Below are 16387 nucleotides of genomic sequence, written 5' to 3'. Positions count from 1 at the left end.
CTTTACAGCGCGTCGGCGCCGGTCTCGCCGGTGCGGATGCGGATCACTTGTTCGATCGGGGTGACGAAAATCTTGCCGTCGCCGATCTTGCCCGTGCGGGCCGCGCGTTCGACTGCCTCGATGGCCTGCTCGACGATATCGTCGGCCACGGCGGCTTCGATCTTCACCTTTGGCAGGAAGTCGACGACATACTCCGCGCCGCGGTACAGCTCGGTGTGCCCCTTCTGGCGACCGAAGCCTTTCACCTCCGTCACCGTGATCCCCGAAACGCCGATCGCCGAAAGGGCTTCGCGCGCCTCATCGAGCTTGAACGGCTTGATGATTGCTGTAATGAGTTTCATGTAGTCCTCGCTGTGGTTTGCTTCATTCCTTTGTCTGCTTCTGCAACGGGCGCCCGGCGAACGGCGCGTGATGCTTCGCCGCGTCGCTGGCACACCGTGAGCCAACCTGTCGTTCGGTGCGCGGGGCAGTATTAGCAACACCCGTGCCAATTTGCTGCACTCCGTGCGTAAAGGCGGTGTGATGAACTTCGATGCAAGCGCGCTCAAAGCCGTGGACAATGCGGTCCGCGCCTTGAGGGGCGCGGCGCGCAAGGCCCTGGCCGAACGGCCAGCGTGGCGCGCGCGCGGTGGCGTGGCGCGGGGAACGTTGCTACAGTGTTCTCAGGCATTGCTGCCGCGCCGGGCGCCGCATGGCGGCGGGAAATGGCCCGCCGCGCCACAGCGCGAAGCACACGGGCCCGCGGTGCGCACCACTTGCGCGCACACTGGCCGTGGCCCTGCGAGTTCGCACCAAGATCGATCACGGTCCGCCGCGGGGCACAGGCGAAACAAAACTTGCACATTTTTTGTGCAGCGAAGGGGAATCGAATGAAGCCTAACGATGTATTCAATGATCTGCAGTCGCGCATGAGCGATCTGCTCAAGAACTCGCCGGCGCGCGATGTCGAACGCAATGTTCGCGCAATGTTGTCGCAAGGCTTTTCGAAGCTGGACCTCGTCACGCGCGAGGAATTCGACGCGCAAACGCAGGTGCTCGTGCGCACGCGCCAGCGCCTCGAAGAACTCGAGCGCCGCGTGGCCGAGCTCGAGCAGAAGCTGCCGGTGACTAGCCAGTCCTCCTGATCATTTCCTTGCGCACTCCTGTGCGCAATTGAGTGCAGCACCGCTGCCGCCCCGCCGCAAGCGATCCGTAGCGTGGTCGCAATGGAACCGTAAAGGGGCATACGCCTCACCAGCCTGGCGCATGCACGGCGCGCGAAACACATACGAAGCCCGGTCCGAAGCTTCGTACACCGCGCGCCACTTCCGCATGCGAGCCTTCCGGAGAATCCCATGTCGCTTGCCGTGGTGCGCAGCCGCGCGCCGGCTGCTGGCCGCGCGCCCGAAGTCACCGTCGAAGTCCATCTCGCCAACGGTCTGCCGTCGTTTTCCATCGTCGGGCTGCCCGACCTCGAAGTGCGCGAAAGCCGCGAGCGCGTGCGCGCCGCGCTCTCGAACTGCGGCTTCGATTTCCCGGTGAGGCGCATTACCGTCAACCTGGCGCCCGCCGATCTACCCAAGGAATCCGGCCGCTTCGATCTGCCCATCGCGCTCGGCATTCTCGCGGCGAGCGGTCAGCTTCCGGTTGCTGCGCTCGAACACCGGGAGTTCGCGGGCGAGCTTTCGCTCACCGGCGCCGTGCGGCCCATGCGCGGCGCGTTTGCCATGGCGTGCGGCACGGCACGCGCGCACAGAGCGCGCGCAGCGCATTTCGACGAAGCGGCAGCGTTCAGCCGCGAGCCCATAGGCGAAAGCGCCATCCTTCGGATTCCCGATACTGAACCCGGCGAAGCAGCGCGCTCCGGCATGCCCGAGCTTTATCTGCCTGCGCAAAACGCTGCCGAAGCGGCGCTCGTGCCAGATGTCGCGGTGTACGGCGCGGAAGACCTGCGCTCCCTGTGCGCCCATCTGGCGGGCGGCGATCCCGAAGCGCGCCTCGCCCCCGTGCGCGCGAGCGCCCTCGACACTGGACCCATCGCCACGCCCCCTGACATGGCCGACGTCGTCGGCCAGCGCGGGGCGCGCCGGGCGCTCGAAGTCGCGGCGGCCGGCGGGCACCATCTGTTGATGGTCGGGCCGCCAGGCGCCGGCAAGTCGATGCTCGCCGCACGCCTGCCCGGGCTCCTGCCACCCATGACGGACGACGAGGCGTTAGCCTCCGCCGCCCTGCTCTCCGCCAGCGCGGTCGGTTTCACGCCGCAGCAGTGGCGCAAGCGGCCGTTTCGCGCGCCGCATCACTCGTCGAGTGCCGCCGCGCTGATCGGCGGGCGCAATCCGCCGCAGCCGGGCGAGATCACGCTCGCGCATTTAGGGGTGCTATTTCTGGACGAGCTGCCCGAATTCGACCGCCACGTGCTGGAGACCCTGCGCGAGCCGCTCGAAGTGGGCGCGATCACCATTTCACGCGCCGCGTGGCAAACCGACTTTCCGGCCGCCTGCCAACTCATTGCCGCGATGAATCCCTGCCCGTGCGGCTGGCGCGGCGACCCCGCTGGTCGCTGCCGCTGCACGCCCGAAAGCGCCGCGCGCTATTTGCGCAAGCTGTCGGGGCCGCTCCTGGACCGCATCGACATCCAGATCGAGATTCCAGCGCTGCCGCCCGCCGAACTGGCCGCTCGCGCGAGCACGAACGCCGAATCGAGCGCCGCGATCGCCGCTCGCGTCCAGGCGGCACGCGAGCGCCAGCTGGCGCGCCAGAGTAAAACCAATCGCGAATTGAACGGCCGCGAAACCGACGCAGTCTGCCAGCCGGACGCCGCCGGGGAAGCGCTGCTGCGCGAAGCGGGCGAGCGCTTTGGCTGGTCGGCACGCGCCCATTACCGGGTGCTCAAGGTCGCGCGCACGATCGCCGATCTCGCGGGCGCCGCGATGCCCGAAGCCGCCCACGTGGCGGAGGCCGTGCAGTACCGGCGCGTGTTCACCGAGCGGTAACCCGCAGTGCCGGTTTCGCCGGAGAGCGCTGCCGCTTTGCGCCGCAGGGAATGTGAATAGCGCCAATAAGTCGAAGTCAAGACTTGACTTATGCACATTTCGTCATGCTGCCCCTGGATCTGAGCATGGTTCGCATTACGCCACGATCGCTTTCGTAACCCATTGATTCTTCTACTCTTCTGAATTTACAGAAAAGCGGCCAAAACTAACAGAAAGCCCACAGGACGGCCCTTTCCGGCCAACGGGGCGTTGTTTTCCACAAAGTTACCCACAGCTCCTGTGGGTAACCAGTAAACCGTCAATCAAATCCGATAATTAGCGTGTTTACCTGCAGCGCAACTTTCACTTCGGCCCGCAAGCGCCCGCCGCTGTGTGACCAAAACATCGCGACGGAAGGCGTACTGCGGACTCCCAAAACTCAGTACAGCTTGAAAGATCCGAAGAACTGATCGACCTGCTCGACCGGCGGCTCGGTACGGCCGACGATCGCCACCTGATAGGCGCGTGCGCCCTTTGCAACGAGCCGCGCGTGGATCGTGCGCGTCTCGCCGTTGGCGCCCGCCTCGCCGGCCATGCGCATTTCGACGCCCTCGACCGAGCCGCCCATTGCGAGCGGCACCCCCACCGCGTGTGTCTCGGCAGCCGCGCCCACGTTGCGCGCGAGGCCCGCGCGCAGGAAGTCGAGTGCCTTTTGCTGCGTTGCGGGCTGCGCGTCGGGCAGATCGAGCGTGCCGACCACGAACACGTCGCCGGCGACTTCGGCCGTCTGCACGCGCATGCGCATCGGCGTGCCGTTCACGTCGATGCGGCGCTCGTCCTTGTCGGGCTTGGCCGGCAGATCGATCGCGTAGCCGCTCGCATCGTTCGAAATCGTGCGCCAATCGTAAGTGGGCGAGCAGGCGGCCAGCGCGAACGCGGCGGCAAGTACGCCCAGCGCCGCCACGCGGGCAGCAACGGAGGCGCGCATCGGTAGATTCAACGGGAGTCGGGCGCGGCGAAGGATGTCCAGGACCATGGGGGCGGTTCGTTACGGAGGTGAAAGGTGCGCGACATTATCCGTCGACGCATACCCGGATGTTGTCTCGCAACCGCTATGCCGGGAAATTCGGCGCTACAATATTTGCGCTCGACACCCGCGCCCTTCGGCGCACGAGGCAAGGCTCATGACCGCTGCATCCCCGAATTCTTCGAACAAGCGTTCCGGCGCGCTCATGCGCATTGGCGCGGCGGTGGTCGTCGTCGCGATCGCTGTGGCCGGCTACTTCGCGTTCTTCGGCAGCCAGCAGCGCGTGCCCGACGCCACCTTCACGCTCCTGTCCGGCCAGAAGGTCTCCACGAACGACCTCAAGGGCAAGGTCTACCTCGTCAACTTCTGGGCGACGAGTTGCACGACCTGCATGGCGGAAATGCCGAAGATGGTCCAGACCTATAACCGCTTCAAGGGCGAAGGTCTCGAGTTCGTTGCGGTGGCGATGAACTACGACGCGCCGATGTACGTCGCCAACTACGCGCAAACGCGCCAGCTGCCGTTCAAGGTGGCGATGGACGACGGCTCGGCGGCCAGGCAGTTCGGCAACGTCCAGCTCACGCCCACTACCTTCGTGATCGGCCGCGACGGCAAGATCCTCAAGCGCTACGTGGGCGAGCCGCAGTTCGCCGAACTCGACCAGTTGCTGCAGAAGGCGCTGGCGACCTGATACGCGATTCGCGTAGCCAATAAAAAAAGCAGCGGAAAACCCGCTGCTTTTTTTATGCCTCTTTGTGCCGCTTCACGCCTCGCCGCGCGCCACCAGCCCATAGCGGCGAATTTTCTCGTACAGCGTGGCTTTCGCCATTTGTAGCCGCTCGGCGGCCTGGGCGACCGCGCCGTTGCTCTGCTGCAGCGCGTCGGCAATCAGTGCGCGCTCGTACTGCTCCACGCGCTCCTTGAGCGGCAACGCGTCGTCCTCGCCGGCCGCCGCGACTGCCGACAGATCGTCGGGAATCCCGAGGACCCTGCGGTCCGCCGCATTGCGCAGTTCGCGCACGTTGCCCGGCCAGTCGCGTTGCGCGAGCCGCATGCGATCGCGCTCGGTGAGGAGCGGCGCAGGACGCTGGTAGCGCACCGCCGCGTCGAGCAGGAAGTGCTCGAAGAGCGGCACGATGTCCTCGCGGCGCTCGGCCAGCGGCGGCAACGCGATCGTCACGACGTTCAGCCGGTACAGCAGGTCGCGCCGGAAGGTCCCCGCCGCGACGTGCTCGCTCATGTCGCCCTTCGCCGCCGCGACCACGCGCAAGTCGGCGCGCACCGGCTGGTTCGAACCGAGGCGCTCCAGCACGCCATCCTGCAGCACGCGCAGCAGCTTCACCTGCAGCGAGAGCGGCATGCTTTCGATCTCGTCGAGAAAGAGCGTGCCGCCGCTCGCGTGCTCGAGCTTGCCGATCCGGCGCTTGGCCGCACCCGTGAAAGCACCCGCCTCGTAGCCGAACATCTCCGACTCGAACATCGGTTCGGGCAGCGCGCCGCAGTTCACGGCGACGAACGGCTTGTCATGGCGCGGCGAAAGCTCATGCAGGCTGCGCGCAATGAGTTCCTTGCCCGCGCCAGTGTCGCCGTTGATGAGCACCGAGGCGTCCGTCGGCGCGACGTTCGCGATGAGCTTGCGCACCTGTTCGATCGCCGGACTTTTGCCGATGATGCGCGGCGCGAGCGCGTCGTGCCCCGCCAGCTCGCGGCGCAGCGCGAGGTTTTCGAGCACGAGCAGGCGCCGCTCCAGCGCGCGCCGCACCGTTTCGATGAGGCGCTCGGAGGCGAACGGCTTTTCGATGAAGTCGTAAGCGCCGTCGCGCATGGCCTGCACGGCCATCGAGATATCGCCGTGGCCCGTCACGAGGATGATGGGCACCTCGGGCGCTCGCTCGTGGCATTGCGCGAGCAGATCGAGCCCGCTCATGCCGGGCAGGCGGATATCGCTCACCACGACGCCCGCGAAGTCGGCATCGACGAGCGGCAGCGCGCTTTCCGCATTGGCGAAACCGGCGGCGTCGAAGCCGGCGAGCTGCAGGCTTTGCACGCCCGCGCGGCGCACCAGTTCGTCATCCTCTACGTAGAGCACCCGGCCGGGCGCGGTATTGACCATGCGTTCACCATGTTCGTTCGTCATCCTGGTTCAAAAGCCAGCCACGCAACCCAGCGTCACAACCCCGCGGCACGCGCCGCGCTCTCGGCATCGGCACGCGCGCGGCGCAACGTCAGCACGAAGCGTGCGCCGCCTTCGGGTACGTTGCTCGCCGTGAGCGAGCCGCCGCAGTCGCGTGCGATCGACGAGGAGATCGCGAGTCCGAGGCCGAGCCCCTGCCCCATTTCCTTCGTCGTGAAAAACGGCTCGAAGAGGCGCGGCAGCACATCGTCGGGAATGCCCGGTCCATTGTCGCTCACCGCGATGGCGAGCGTCGCGGCGCTCGCCTGCACGTCGATCGCAATGCGCGGCGACGGCAGGCCTCCCACGGCGTCGAGCGCATTGCCGAGCACGTTGATGAGCACCTGTTCGAGCCGCAGGTCGTCGCTCTGCGCGCTCAGGTCCGGGTACTCTGCGTCCACGTCGAGCGGCACGGTCGGCGCGCCGTCTTCCGTCAACGTGAGATCCACGCGCAAGCCGTCGAGCCGCTTGCCGAGCAGCGCGAGCGAGTTGCGCAGCGCGCGGGTTACCGGTGCACGCGCGCCTCTCGGCCGCGCGCGCCCGACGAACAGCTTGAGCTGATTGACGATCTTGCCCATGCGCTCGGTGAGCGAGCCGATCGCCTCGAGGTTTTCGGTGGCCGCCGCGTATTGGCCGCGCTCCAGAAACACGCGCGTGTTGTCCGAGAAGCTGCGCAACGCCGCGAGGGGCTGGTTCAGTTCGTGCGTGATGCCCGCCGCCATCTGGCCGAGCGCGGCGAGCTTGCTCGCCTGGATCAGCTCGTCCTGGGTGGCGCGCAGTTCCGCTTCGGCGCGCGTGCGCTCCGCCACCTCGCGCTGCAGGCGCTCGTTGGCCTGCGAGAGATCGGCGGTGCGCTCAGCCACGCGCTCGTTGAGCATCGCATAGGCCTTTTGCAGCATCGCGCGGCTGCGCATCACTTCCCTCACGCGTGCGCGCCGCATGCGCCAGTAGAAGCCGAACAGGCACAGGGAAACGTAGCCGAAACCGGTCATGATGGTCGCGTTGCGCGAGGCTTCGAGCACGGGATCGATCGACGACATGGTGACGAGATGCCAGTCGGGCTCGACGAGCGAGCGGCGCGTTTCCAGGTAACGCGGTGCGCGGATGCCGGCGCCCATGCGCACGATGTCGGCGCCGCCCTGCAACACGCGTTCGACGCGCGTCGGCAGCGGCGCGATCGGCTCGCTCGCGTACTGGCGCGTGGCGTCGATCGAGGCCACCACGGCCGGCGGCAGCGGGCGCACCGTGCGGTACTTCCACGCGGGCACCGAAGAGAGAAAAATCACGCCGTGATCGTCGGTGACAAGCAGCGGCTCCGTGGCATCGGTGCCCGGAAACCATTCGAGATTGAGCTTCACCACGGCCACGCCGACGATCTTGCCGTCGCGCCGCACGGGCTGCGACACGTAGTAGCCCGGATCGTGCGAGATCGTGCCGATGCCGAAGAAGCGCCCCACGCGGCCGTTCATCGCGTCGATGAAATACGGCCGGAAGCGGTAATCCGCGCCCACGAAACTGTCGGGGTCGCGCCAGTTGCTCGCCGCGATGCTCTTGCCGTCGGCGCGGATGATGTAGGTCGTCGTGGCGCGCGCGTGACGGTTCACGTCTTCGAGATAGCGGTTCGCGGCGGCCACCCACTCGGGTCTCGGATCGACCAGCACGTCCTGCACGAGCGGATGCTCGCCGACGATATAGGGCAGCGAGTCGTAGCGCTCGAGCGTGCTCTTGAGCGAAGCCGCGGTGCGGTCGCCGCGCACGGCAGCGTTGCGGCGCAGCGCGTCGATCCCGGTCTGCCACGTGAGCGCCCACGTCAGCGCGCAGACCGCGACGAGGCCGGCTGCGAGCGCGAAGAGGATGATGAGGCGGCGCGTCACGTGAGCGGCTTCCAGACGGTCGAGGGGGATGAGGGAGATTGTGGCACACGGCCGCGCCGCGCCGGGGCGTCCGGGTCGCACGGTGCGCTTGGGGCCCACTCAGCCAAACTGCGGCGAAGTCGGACGAGAAACAAAAACGGGCGGCGCTCGCGCAGGGGAAACGCTCGCGCCGCCCAGCGGCGATGGCCGCGAAAGATCGAGAGAACAGACATCGGCGGGCGGCGCGCCTCACGGCCTGCACACGCCCGCCCAGCGCGGCTTACGCGCCTGCGCTTTCCTTCATTTCTTCGACCTCGCCGGAGAGCACGGCGCGCAGCTTGTTGCGGTCGAGCTCCTTCTCCCATGCCGAGACCACGACCGTCGCCACGCCGTTGCCGACGATGTTGGTCAGCGCACGGCATTCGCTCATGAAGCGGTCGATGCCCAGGATCAGCACCATGCCCGAGAGCGGAATGGTCGGCACCACGGCGAGCGTGGCCGCCAGCGTGATGAAGCCCGCGCCGGTCACGCCGCTCGCGCCCTTCGAGGTGAGCATCGTCACCGCGAGCAGCGTGAGCTGCTGCGTCCACGTGAGATCGGTGTTGGTCGCCTGGGCGATGAAGAGCACCGCCATCGTCATGTAGATGTTGGTGCCGTCGAGGTTGAACGAGTAGCCGGTCGGCACGACGAGGCCCACGACCGAGCGCGAGCAGCCAAGGCGCTCGAGCTTCTGCATCAGTTGCGGCAGGGCCGATTCCGACGAGCTGGTGCCGAGCACGATCAGCAGCTCTTCCTTGATGTAGGAAACGAAGCGGATGATCGAGAAGCCCGTGAAGCGCGCGATCGCGCCGAGCACGACGAGCACGAACACGATCGACGTGAGGTAGAACGTGCCGATGAGCTTGAGCATCGGGATCAGCGAGCCCACGCCGTACTTGCCGATGGTGAACGCCATCGCGCCGAACGCGCCGATCGGTGCGAGCTTCGTGACGATCTTCACGACGCCGAACAGCACGCCCGAGATGCTGTCGATGAACTCGGTCACCACGCGGCCACGCTCGCCCAGTTGCGTGAGCACGGCGCCGAACAGCAGCGCGATCAGCAGAATCTGCAGGATTTCGCCCTGCGCGAACGCCGAGGTGATCGTGTCCGGAATGATGTGCATCAGGAAGTCGACGCTGCTCTGGCCATGCGCCTTTTCGGCGTAGCTGGCCACGGCCTTGGCGTCGAGCGAATGGACGTCGACGTTGAAGCCCGCGCCCGGCTTCAGCACGTGCGTGGCGATCAGGCCGAGCACGAGCGCGAAGGTGGAGACGATCTCGAAGTAGACCAGCGCCTTGCCGCCCACGCGGCCCACCTTCTTCATGTCCTCCATGCCGGCGATGCCGGTCACGACGGTACAGAAGATGATCGGCCCGATCACCATCTTGATGAGCTTGATGAAGGCGTCGCCGAGCGGCTTCATGTCGATGCCGATGGCGGGCCAGTAATGGCCGAGGATCACGCCGATGACGATCGCCACGATCACCTGGAAATAGAGGACTTTGTGGAGAGGTTTCTTCACGATGGTTCCTGCAAATGAGTTAAGCCAATGGCCGAACGAATCGAGTTCGGGCCGCGACAGGTCGAAACTGGGGGATCAGCGAAACCGGAAGAGGGGATCGGACATCGGCTGTCTCCTTGCTGTTTTTTTTGTCGCGGCCGGGGTGGCCGCGCGTTCTTATTTGCAAGGAGAATGCCAGCTAGCGCAACCGCTCATGCCATTGATTTATAAGGATTTTTATCCAACGAACCAAGGCGCGAATCTGGTTTTCCAGAATCGCGCCCTATGAGCGTTCGGATTTCCAGAAAGACAGGAGCCGCCTTAGCCGCGTCCCTTCCACGGCACGAGGCGCCGTTCGAGCGCGCGCATGGCGAGGTCAAAGCCCCAGGCAATGAGCCCGATCAGCACGATGCCCATCACCACGACGTCGGTACGCAGGAAGCTCGACGCGTTGAGCACCATCTGCCCGAGACCTGCCGTCGCGGCGACCATCTCGGCGGCCACGAGCGTAGTCCAGCCGAAGCCGATGGCGATGCGCAGGCCCGTGAGGATCTCCGGCAGCGCGGCGGGCAGCACGACGAAGCGCACGATCTGCGCGAGGCTGCCGCCCAGCGACGCCGCCGCGCGTATCTGCTCGACGCTCGCGCTCTTCGCGCCGGCGCGCGCGGCCATGGCGATGGGCGCGAAACAGGCGAGCCAGATCACGACGATCTTGGCCGTTTCGTCGATGCCGAACCAGATCACCACGAGCGGCAGGTAGGCAAGCGGCGGCAGCGGCCGGTAGAACTCGAGCGGCGGATCGAGCAGGCCGCGCGCGATGCGCGAGACGCCCATCAGAATGCCGACCGGCACGGCCGTCACCACCGCCAGCAAGAACGCACCGAACACGCGCAGCGCGCTCCAGAACAGATGCTCGGAGAGCGGCAGGCCCCCCTGGATGCGGCCGTGCAGCGCGTCCGTGAAGGCTTGCCAGACGGCTTCCGGCGTCGGCAGGAAAAGCGGCGGCAGCCAGTGCAGGTGCGTCGCGAGCCACCAGAGCAGCGCGAGCGCCGCCACCGACGCTGCGCTCAGCGCCGCCGTGGGGCCTTCGCCGGGCATGCGCCAGACTTTGGAGCGCGCCGTTTGCGCCGCGTGCGCCTCGTCAGTGCGGGGCAGCGCGCGGGCCGCTTTAAGCGCGACTTCTCTCAACGATTCGTGCGACACGCTCATACCGGCTCCTCGTGTACGTGAGCGCCCGCGTCTGCATGCAGCAATTCCACCAGCCGCTCGCGCCACGCGATGAACTCCGGCGACGACTTCACGGCGCGCGCGTCACGCGTGGCGAGATACCGGCGCGCGAACGGCACCTCGTACTCGCGCTCGATGCGGCCCGGGCCCGGCGTCATGACGACGATGCGCGTCGCCAGAAAGAGCGCCTCCTCCACGCTGTGCGTGATGAAGAACACCGTCTTCTGCGTGCGCGCCCAGACGTCGAGCACGAGCGTCTGGACCTGCTCGCGCGTCAAGGCGTCGAGGGCGCCCATCGGCTCGTCCATCAGCAGGATCTGCGGATCGCTCGCGAGCGCGCGCGCAATGCCCACGCGCTGCTGCATGCCGCCCGAGAGCGCATACACGCGTTCGCGCGCCTGGGCTTCCAGGCCCACGAGCGCAAGCTGCTCGCGCGCGATGCGCTCGCGCTGCGCCTTCGGCACGCGCCGAAAGCGCAAGCCGAGCGCGACGTTGTCGAGCACGTCGAGCCACGGCAGGAGCGCGTGCTTCTGGAACACCACGCCGCGCTCGGCGCCCGGCCCCTCCACACGCGCGCCGTTCACGCGCACCTCGCCAAGCGCCGGCTCGATGAAGCCCGCGATGCAGTTGAGCAACGTGGTCTTGCCACAGCCCGAAGCGCCGAGCGCCACGACGAACTCGCCGCTCGCCACGTCGAGGTTCACGTTCGCGAGCGCGACGTTCGGCGCAGCGTCACGTCGAGCGCCTTCGTAGATGACGGTGAGATCGCGGATCTCGAGCGCGCTCATGGGTTGCTCCTTGCGTTCAATGCGCAGCGGCGCGCTGCACGTACTGCGGATCGACGCCTACCGAATAGTCGGGCAGCACGTTCTGGATCGTGCCTTGCTCCTTGAGGAAGGCCGCCGTGGCGAGCAGCGACTGCGCCGCCCCCGACTGCGCGCCACCGCCCAGCCAGGTCTTCGAGGCCTGCTCGGCGGGCGTGGGGAACGCGTAGAGCGCGAGGCTCGCGGGCACTTCGGCGGCATTCGCACCCGACTCTTTCGCCACCGCCAGCACCTGCGGCGAAGCCGCGTTCCATGCCGTGCGATGCGCGCCGTAATCGGCGTCGGCGGCGGCCAGCACCTTCACGAACCTGGCGACGAAATCGCCGTTGTCCTTCGCGAACTTGCGATCGACCACGAAGCCGTCGAAGGTCGCCTTGCCCGTGGCCTTCGCCACCTGGCCCGAAGTCACCAGCACTTTGCCGTTCTTCTTCACCTGCGCGAGCACGGGGTCCCAGATGTAAGTCGCGTCGATGTTGCCGCGCTGCCAGGCGGCCGCGACCTCGGGCGGACGCAGGTTGACGATCTTCACGTCGGCGGGATTCACGCCCGCGTTCTGCAGCGCGACGAGCGCGTGAAAGTGCGAGGTCGAGACATACGGCACGCCGATCGTCTTGCCCTTCAGACCCGCGATGCTCGTCACGCCCGAACCGTCGCGCGCGACGAGCGCTTCGGCGTCGTTGATGTTGTCGAGAATCCAGAAGAGCGAGAGATCCACGCCCTGCGAGAGGCCCGCCGCAATCGGGCTCGAACCGGCTTCGCCGAGCTGCACCGAGCCCGAGGCGAGCGCGCGGATCACATCGGCGCCGCTCGCGAGCTTACGGTAGGTGACCTTGTAGCCCGTTTCCTTCTCGACTTCGCCGGTTGCCTGCGCGTAGCGCCACGGCACCACCATGTCCTGATACGCGATCACGACCTCGCGCGTTTCGGCGTGCGCGCGCGGCGCGCCGAACGCGCTAGCGAGGCAGGCGGCGGCGAATGCGACGGCGGCGATGTGCGGGCGGCGTGCGAATGCAGGGATAGCGCGAGGGTTCATCGGGAGACTCCGGCGAAACGACGTTCGAGTGAATGAAGGTTCCGACTATAGGGAGTCTGGCGGCGGCCGGTTCTAACTTATCCGCGTTAGCTAATGACGCTGCTGGAGCATTGCTTTTCGCGTTGAGGTGGATGGTGCGGGAATCGATGCATGCATCGCGCTGTTCGAGCGCGGCGCGACGCAAAAAAGCAAAAAGCCCGCTTTTCAGCGGGCTTTTCGATTGCGTGCTTGCGAGAAGGGCGGAATTGTTTAAACCACCCCTGCCCCATGCGCCTGCAGATCGGCGTGATAGCTCGAACGCACCATCGCGCCAACGGCCGCGTGCGTGAAGCCCATCTTGTACGCCTCTTCCTCGTACATCTTGAAGGTGTCGGGATGCACATACGAACGCACTGGCAGATGGTGCTCCGAAGGCTGGAGGTACTGGCCGATCGTCAGCATGTCGACGTCGTGCGCGCGCAGGTCGCGCATCACCTGAAGAATTTCTTCTTCGGTTTCGCCGAGGCCCACCATCAGGCCCGACTTCGTCGCGACTTCGGGATGCAGCGCCTTGAAGTCCTTGAGCAGCTTGAGCGAGTGCGCGTAATCCGAACCCGGGCGCGCTTCCTTGTAGAGGCGCGGCACCGTTTCGAGATTGTGGTTCATCACATCGGGCGGCGCGGCATTGAGGATCTGCAGCGCGCGATCCAGACGGCCGCGGAAGTCCGGCGTGAGAATCTCGATACGCGTTTCGGGCGATTGCTCGCGCACCTGACGGATGCACTCCACGAAGTGGCCGGCGCCGCCGTCACGGAGGTCGTCGCGGTCCACACTCGTGATCACGACGTACTTGAGCTTGAGCGCGCCGATCGTGCGCGCGAGGTTCGCCGGCTCATCCGGATCGAGCGGATCGGGGCGGCCGTGGCCCACGTCGCAGAACGGGCAGCGGCGCGTGCACTTGTCGCCCATGATCATGAAGGTCGCGGTGCCCTTGCCGAAGCATTCGCCGATGTTCGGGCAGCTCGCTTCCTCGCACACCGTGTGCAGGTTGTGCTCCCGCAGGATGTTCTTGATTTCGTAGAAGCGCGAGTTGCCCGTGGCCGCCTTCACGCGGATCCACTCGGGCTTCTTCAGCTTCTCGATGGGAATGACCTTGATCGGAATGCGCGAGGTCTTGGCCTGCGCCTTCTGTTTTGCGGTGGCGTCGTAGGCAACGGCGTCGGCGCTCGTGCCAGCGGAGTTTGCGGCGGGGTTCGCGGTTACGTCAGTCATGCTTTCGATCCAGTCAGGCCGCCGGTGCAACGCCAGCCTGCGGTTGCGGCGGTTGCCCGCCTGATACGGCCGCTTCGGCCGGGTCCATCGCGGCAGCGTAAGCGGCCGCTTCCTTTTCAGCCGCCTCTGCGACCGGTTTCGTCCCGGCCGCTTCGGCTGAAGGGTCTGTGGCAGCCGCTTCGGCTACCGCGAGAAGTGTTGCTGCGTGCGCCGCGAGATTCGCCTCGAGCCGCGCCGCCAGCGTGGCGGCGACTTCGCGCCAGTCCGCCCGGACGCCAAGCGTGGCCATATCGACGGTTTCGAGACCGGCGTATCCACACGGATTGATCGCCAGAAATGGGTTCAGATCCATCGACACGTTCAGGCTCACGCCGTGATAGCTGCAGCCGTTGCGGATCTTCAGCCCGAGGGCGGCGACTTTCGCGCCCGGGTGCGCGGCGCTCGCGCCGCTGGCGTCTTCTGGCACGTAAATGCCGGGCGCGCCGGCCTTGCGCTCGCCCGCGAGATTATACGCCGCCAGTGTTTCGATCACGGCGTCCTCGATGAGCGTGACGAGCTCGCGCACCATCAGCTTGCGGCGCCGCAGGTCGAGCAGCAGGTAGGCCACCACCTGGCCCGGCCCGTGATACGTGATCTGCCCGCCGCGATCGATCTGTACGAGCGGGATGCCGCTGTTCGCCACCAGCAGATGCTCGGGCTTGCCGGCCTGGCCGAGCGTGAACACGGGCGGATGCTCGACGAGCCAGATTTCATCGGGCGTATTGGCGTCACGGGCGGCCGTGAACTCGCGCATGGCGTCAAAGCCTGCTTGATAAGCCTCGTTGCCGCGCCAGCGCACGACGATGGACGAACTTGCCGTTTGAGACGCGACCGCGGCCGCGCCGGGGTCGGAATGAATTTGCGAGGGTGAAACCGGGGTGGCGCACATGATTTCGGGAGTTTACCGAATTCGGGGCGAGCGCGCCGGGCATGCTGCGGACAACGGCGGCGATGGGTGGCTTTCCCATCGTCGCCGCTTTCGAGTGACGAGCCGTCAGGTCAAACCGTGCGCCAGCCGTCGCCGATGTGAACGCCTGCGCGCTGTGCGGCGCGCGCGGCCAGGTCGACCACGCGCTCACTCAGGCGCGCCGGCGCGGCGAACCCCACCCACGCGGGCGCGCCGCCTTCCGCGCCGATCCACAGGCGCTCGCCGCGCCGCAGCCGCATCGTGTGGCCGGGTTCGAGCCAGTAGTCGGCCGTGTCGTCGCTGCGCGTGACCCAGACGGTGCCGCACTTCACGCTCAGCCGCGTGCTGCGTGCGACGCGCACTGAAGCCGTTTGGCCGGCCGCCACCTCAAACGTGATATCCGAAGAAATTTCTCTCATTTTCCACTCCGAATGACCTGCTTCGATAGCTACAATCGTAGACACCATAAGGGGTCGAGCAAAACGATCAATTTTCACGCCTATGTGAGAAAAAATACGATATGGATCTGCGCCAGCTACCCGCGCTGAATGCGCTCAAGGCCTTCGAAGCCGCCGCCCGCCACGAAAGCTTCTCGCGCGCCGCCGACGAACTCTTCGTCACGCACGGCGCCGTGAGCCACCAGATTCGCGCGCTCGAAGCGGAACTGGGCGTGGCGCTCTTCGCCCGCGACGGCAAACGCGTGCGCGTGACCGACACCGGCCGCCGCTACGCCGGCCAGGTCCGCGACGCGCTCAGCCAGCTCGCGCACGCCACCCAGGAAATCCGCGCCGGCGACCGCGACCGGCGGCTCGTCGTTTCGATGCTGTCGTCGTTCGCGGCGCGCTGGGTCACGCCGCGCATCGGCCGCTTCATCGAGGCGCATCCGCAGTGGGACGTCGAGCTGCAATCCACGAATTCGCTCACCGACTTCGCGCGCGACGACGTCGATGTCGCCATCCGCTTCGGCTACGGGCACTATCCGGGGCTGCACGCCGAACTGCTGCTCGACGAAATCTTCTTTCCCGCCTGCTCGCCCGAATTCAACGGCGGCAATCTGCCCACCGATCCACACGAACTCGCGAAGCTGCCGCTACTGCGCTCGGACGACGAACTGTGGCGGCCGTGGTTCGACGCCGCTGGCCTCCAGGACCTGCCCGAGCCGAAGCGCGGCGTGCTTTACCAGGATTCGTCGAACCTTTTGCAGGCGGCGATGGACGGCCAGGGCATCGCGCTCGTGCGCCGCTCGCTCGCCATGCACGAAATCACACGCGGGCGCCTCGTGCGCCTTTTCAAGGACATCGACGGACCGAGCCCGTGGCGCTACTACTTCATCTGCCCGCCGCAACGCATGCAGACCGAGCGCGTGCAGGCGTTCCGCGACTGGGTGTTCGACGAGGTCGCGCGCTTTCGACGGCTCTACGAGGACGCTTGCGAAGCCGGTCCGCTGATGACGGCCGCCGCCGCGGCGCAGCGCGCGCGCATCGGCGACATGCCCTGACGTCCACCTGGACGCCAGATGCGGCGCACGATGCAAAAAGGGCCGCACATTGCGGCCCTTT

At 66.6% G+C, this 16387-nt stretch carries 14 protein-coding genes and 1 pseudogene; 4 read left to right on the top strand and 11 right to left on the bottom strand.

Annotated elements, in window-relative coordinates; all coding sequences use genetic code 11:
• Window positions 1–2: 2 nt before the first annotated feature.
• Window positions 3–341: a P-II family nitrogen regulator gene (locus tag AB3X99_RS21770; protein ID WP_028201804.1), complete on the bottom strand. Its 339-nt coding sequence runs from the start codon at window positions 339–341 to the stop codon at window positions 3–5.
• Window positions 342–869: 528 nt separating this feature from the next.
• Between AB3X99_RS21770 and AB3X99_RS21765 the strand changes: the two genes are divergently transcribed.
• Window positions 870–1124: an accessory factor UbiK family protein gene (locus AB3X99_RS21765; RefSeq protein ID WP_368618102.1), complete on the top strand. Its 255-nt coding sequence runs from the start codon at window positions 870–872 to the stop codon at window positions 1122–1124.
• A 210-nt stretch (window positions 1125–1334) separates the two neighbouring features.
• Window positions 1335–2972, top strand: a complete 1638-nt coding sequence (locus AB3X99_RS21760) for a YifB family Mg chelatase-like AAA ATPase (RefSeq protein WP_368618101.1) — start codon at window positions 1335–1337, stop codon at window positions 2970–2972.
• Between the two features lie 418 nt (window positions 2973–3390).
• Here AB3X99_RS21760 and AB3X99_RS21755 read toward each other — a convergent pair whose 3' ends face one another.
• Entirely contained in the window at window positions 3391–3939 is a 549-nt protein-coding gene (locus tag AB3X99_RS21755) for a hypothetical protein (protein ID WP_368618100.1), read from the bottom strand.
• A 196-nt stretch (window positions 3940–4135) separates the two neighbouring features.
• On the opposite strand from AB3X99_RS21755, the gene AB3X99_RS21750 reads away from it, so the two are divergent.
• Complete coding sequence (locus AB3X99_RS21750; protein ID WP_254340890.1) at window positions 4136–4669, top strand: TlpA disulfide reductase family protein; 534 nt, start codon at window positions 4136–4138, stop codon at window positions 4667–4669.
• Window positions 4670–4741: 72 nt separating this feature from the next.
• Here AB3X99_RS21750 and AB3X99_RS21745 read toward each other — a convergent pair whose 3' ends face one another.
• The 9 genes and pseudogenes from AB3X99_RS21745 to AB3X99_RS21705 all read right to left on the bottom strand — a co-directional run bounded on the left by AB3X99_RS21745 (window position 4742) and on the right by AB3X99_RS21705 (window position 15247).
• Window positions 4742–6091 carry a sigma-54 dependent transcriptional regulator gene (locus AB3X99_RS21745; RefSeq protein WP_069265239.1) on the bottom strand — a complete coding sequence of 450 codons (1350 nt, stop codon included), beginning with the start codon at window positions 6089–6091 and terminating at the stop codon, window positions 4742–4744.
• A 56-nt stretch (window positions 6092–6147) separates the two neighbouring features.
• Window positions 6148–8043 (bottom strand): annotated as a pseudogene (locus AB3X99_RS21740) (ATP-binding protein); the annotation flags it as partial.
• 241 nt (window positions 8044–8284) lie between these two features.
• Window positions 8285–9571, bottom strand: a complete 1287-nt coding sequence (locus AB3X99_RS21735; RefSeq protein WP_368618184.1) for a dicarboxylate/amino acid:cation symporter — start codon at window positions 9569–9571, stop codon at window positions 8285–8287.
• Window positions 9572–9868: 297 nt separating this feature from the next.
• Entirely contained in the window at window positions 9869–10756 is an 888-nt protein-coding gene (locus AB3X99_RS21730; protein ID WP_342949551.1) for an ABC transporter permease subunit, read from the bottom strand.
• Window positions 10753–11562 (bottom strand): taurine ABC transporter ATP-binding protein, encoded by an 810-nt coding sequence (locus tag AB3X99_RS21725; RefSeq protein ID WP_368618099.1) that lies wholly within the window; start codon window positions 11560–11562, stop codon window positions 10753–10755. The genes AB3X99_RS21730 and AB3X99_RS21725 overlap by 4 nt, the downstream gene beginning before the upstream one ends.
• A gap of 16 nt (window positions 11563–11578) precedes the next feature.
• The gene (gene tauA, locus AB3X99_RS21720; RefSeq protein ID WP_069265078.1) at window positions 11579–12631 is read right to left on the bottom strand and encodes a taurine ABC transporter substrate-binding protein; all 1053 of its coding nucleotides are present in this window, start codon (window positions 12629–12631) and stop codon (window positions 11579–11581) included.
• A 249-nt stretch (window positions 12632–12880) separates the two neighbouring features.
• Window positions 12881–13882, bottom strand: coding sequence for a lipoyl synthase (lipA, locus tag AB3X99_RS21715; RefSeq protein ID WP_342949553.1), 1002 nt, complete (start codon window positions 13880–13882; stop codon window positions 12881–12883).
• A 13-nt stretch (window positions 13883–13895) separates the two neighbouring features.
• Window positions 13896–14810, bottom strand: coding sequence for a lipoyl(octanoyl) transferase LipB (lipB, locus tag AB3X99_RS21710; protein ID WP_368618098.1), 915 nt, complete (start codon window positions 14808–14810; stop codon window positions 13896–13898).
• Between the two features lie 110 nt (window positions 14811–14920).
• Window positions 14921–15247, bottom strand: coding sequence for a DUF2917 domain-containing protein (locus tag AB3X99_RS21705; protein ID WP_069265084.1), 327 nt, complete (start codon window positions 15245–15247; stop codon window positions 14921–14923).
• A 101-nt stretch (window positions 15248–15348) separates the two neighbouring features.
• Between AB3X99_RS21705 and AB3X99_RS21700 the strand changes: the two genes are divergently transcribed.
• The gene (locus AB3X99_RS21700) at window positions 15349–16326 is read left to right on the top strand and encodes a transcriptional regulator GcvA (RefSeq protein WP_069265086.1); all 978 of its coding nucleotides are present in this window, start codon (window positions 15349–15351) and stop codon (window positions 16324–16326) included.
• Window positions 16327–16387 lie beyond the last annotated feature (61 nt).

The sequence above is a fragment of the Paraburkholderia sp. BR10882 genome (assembly GCF_040948855.1).
Lineage (GTDB): Bacteria > Pseudomonadota > Gammaproteobacteria > Burkholderiales > Burkholderiaceae > Paraburkholderia > Paraburkholderia nodosa_A.
This window is presented reverse-complemented; position numbering and strand designations above follow the sequence as displayed.

Coding starts and splice junctions, on each gene's coding strand:
- AB3X99_RS21730 (WP_342949551.1), bottom strand. CDS start 10,756: ATGAGCGTGTCGCACGAATCGTTGAGAGAAGTCGCGCTTAAAGCGGCC.
- AB3X99_RS21765 (WP_368618102.1), top strand. CDS start 870: ATGAAGCCTAACGATGTATTCAATGATCTGCAGTCGCGCATGAGCGAT.
- AB3X99_RS21770 (WP_028201804.1), bottom strand. CDS start 341: ATGAAACTCATTACAGCAATCATCAAGCCGTTCAAGCTCGATGAGGCG.
- AB3X99_RS21755 (WP_368618100.1), bottom strand. CDS start 3,939: ATGCGCGCCTCCGTTGCTGCCCGCGTGGCGGCGCTGGGCGTACTTGCC.
- lipA (WP_342949553.1), bottom strand. CDS start 13,882: ATGACTGACGTAACCGCGAACCCCGCCGCAAACTCCGCTGGCACGAGC.
- AB3X99_RS21745 (WP_069265239.1), bottom strand. CDS start 6,091: ATGGTCAATACCGCGCCCGGCCGGGTGCTCTACGTAGAGGATGACGAA.
- AB3X99_RS21750 (WP_254340890.1), top strand. CDS start 4,136: ATGACCGCTGCATCCCCGAATTCTTCGAACAAGCGTTCCGGCGCGCTC.
- lipB (WP_368618098.1), bottom strand. CDS start 14,810: ATGTGCGCCACCCCGGTTTCACCCTCGCAAATTCATTCCGACCCCGGC.
- AB3X99_RS21705 (WP_069265084.1), bottom strand. CDS start 15,247: ATGAGAGAAATTTCTTCGGATATCACGTTTGAGGTGGCGGCCGGCCAA.
- tauA (WP_069265078.1), bottom strand. CDS start 12,631: ATGAACCCTCGCGCTATCCCTGCATTCGCACGCCGCCCGCACATCGCC.
- AB3X99_RS21760 (WP_368618101.1), top strand. CDS start 1,335: ATGTCGCTTGCCGTGGTGCGCAGCCGCGCGCCGGCTGCTGGCCGCGCG.
- AB3X99_RS21725 (WP_368618099.1), bottom strand. CDS start 11,562: ATGAGCGCGCTCGAGATCCGCGATCTCACCGTCATCTACGAAGGCGCT.
- AB3X99_RS21700 (WP_069265086.1), top strand. CDS start 15,349: ATGGATCTGCGCCAGCTACCCGCGCTGAATGCGCTCAAGGCCTTCGAA.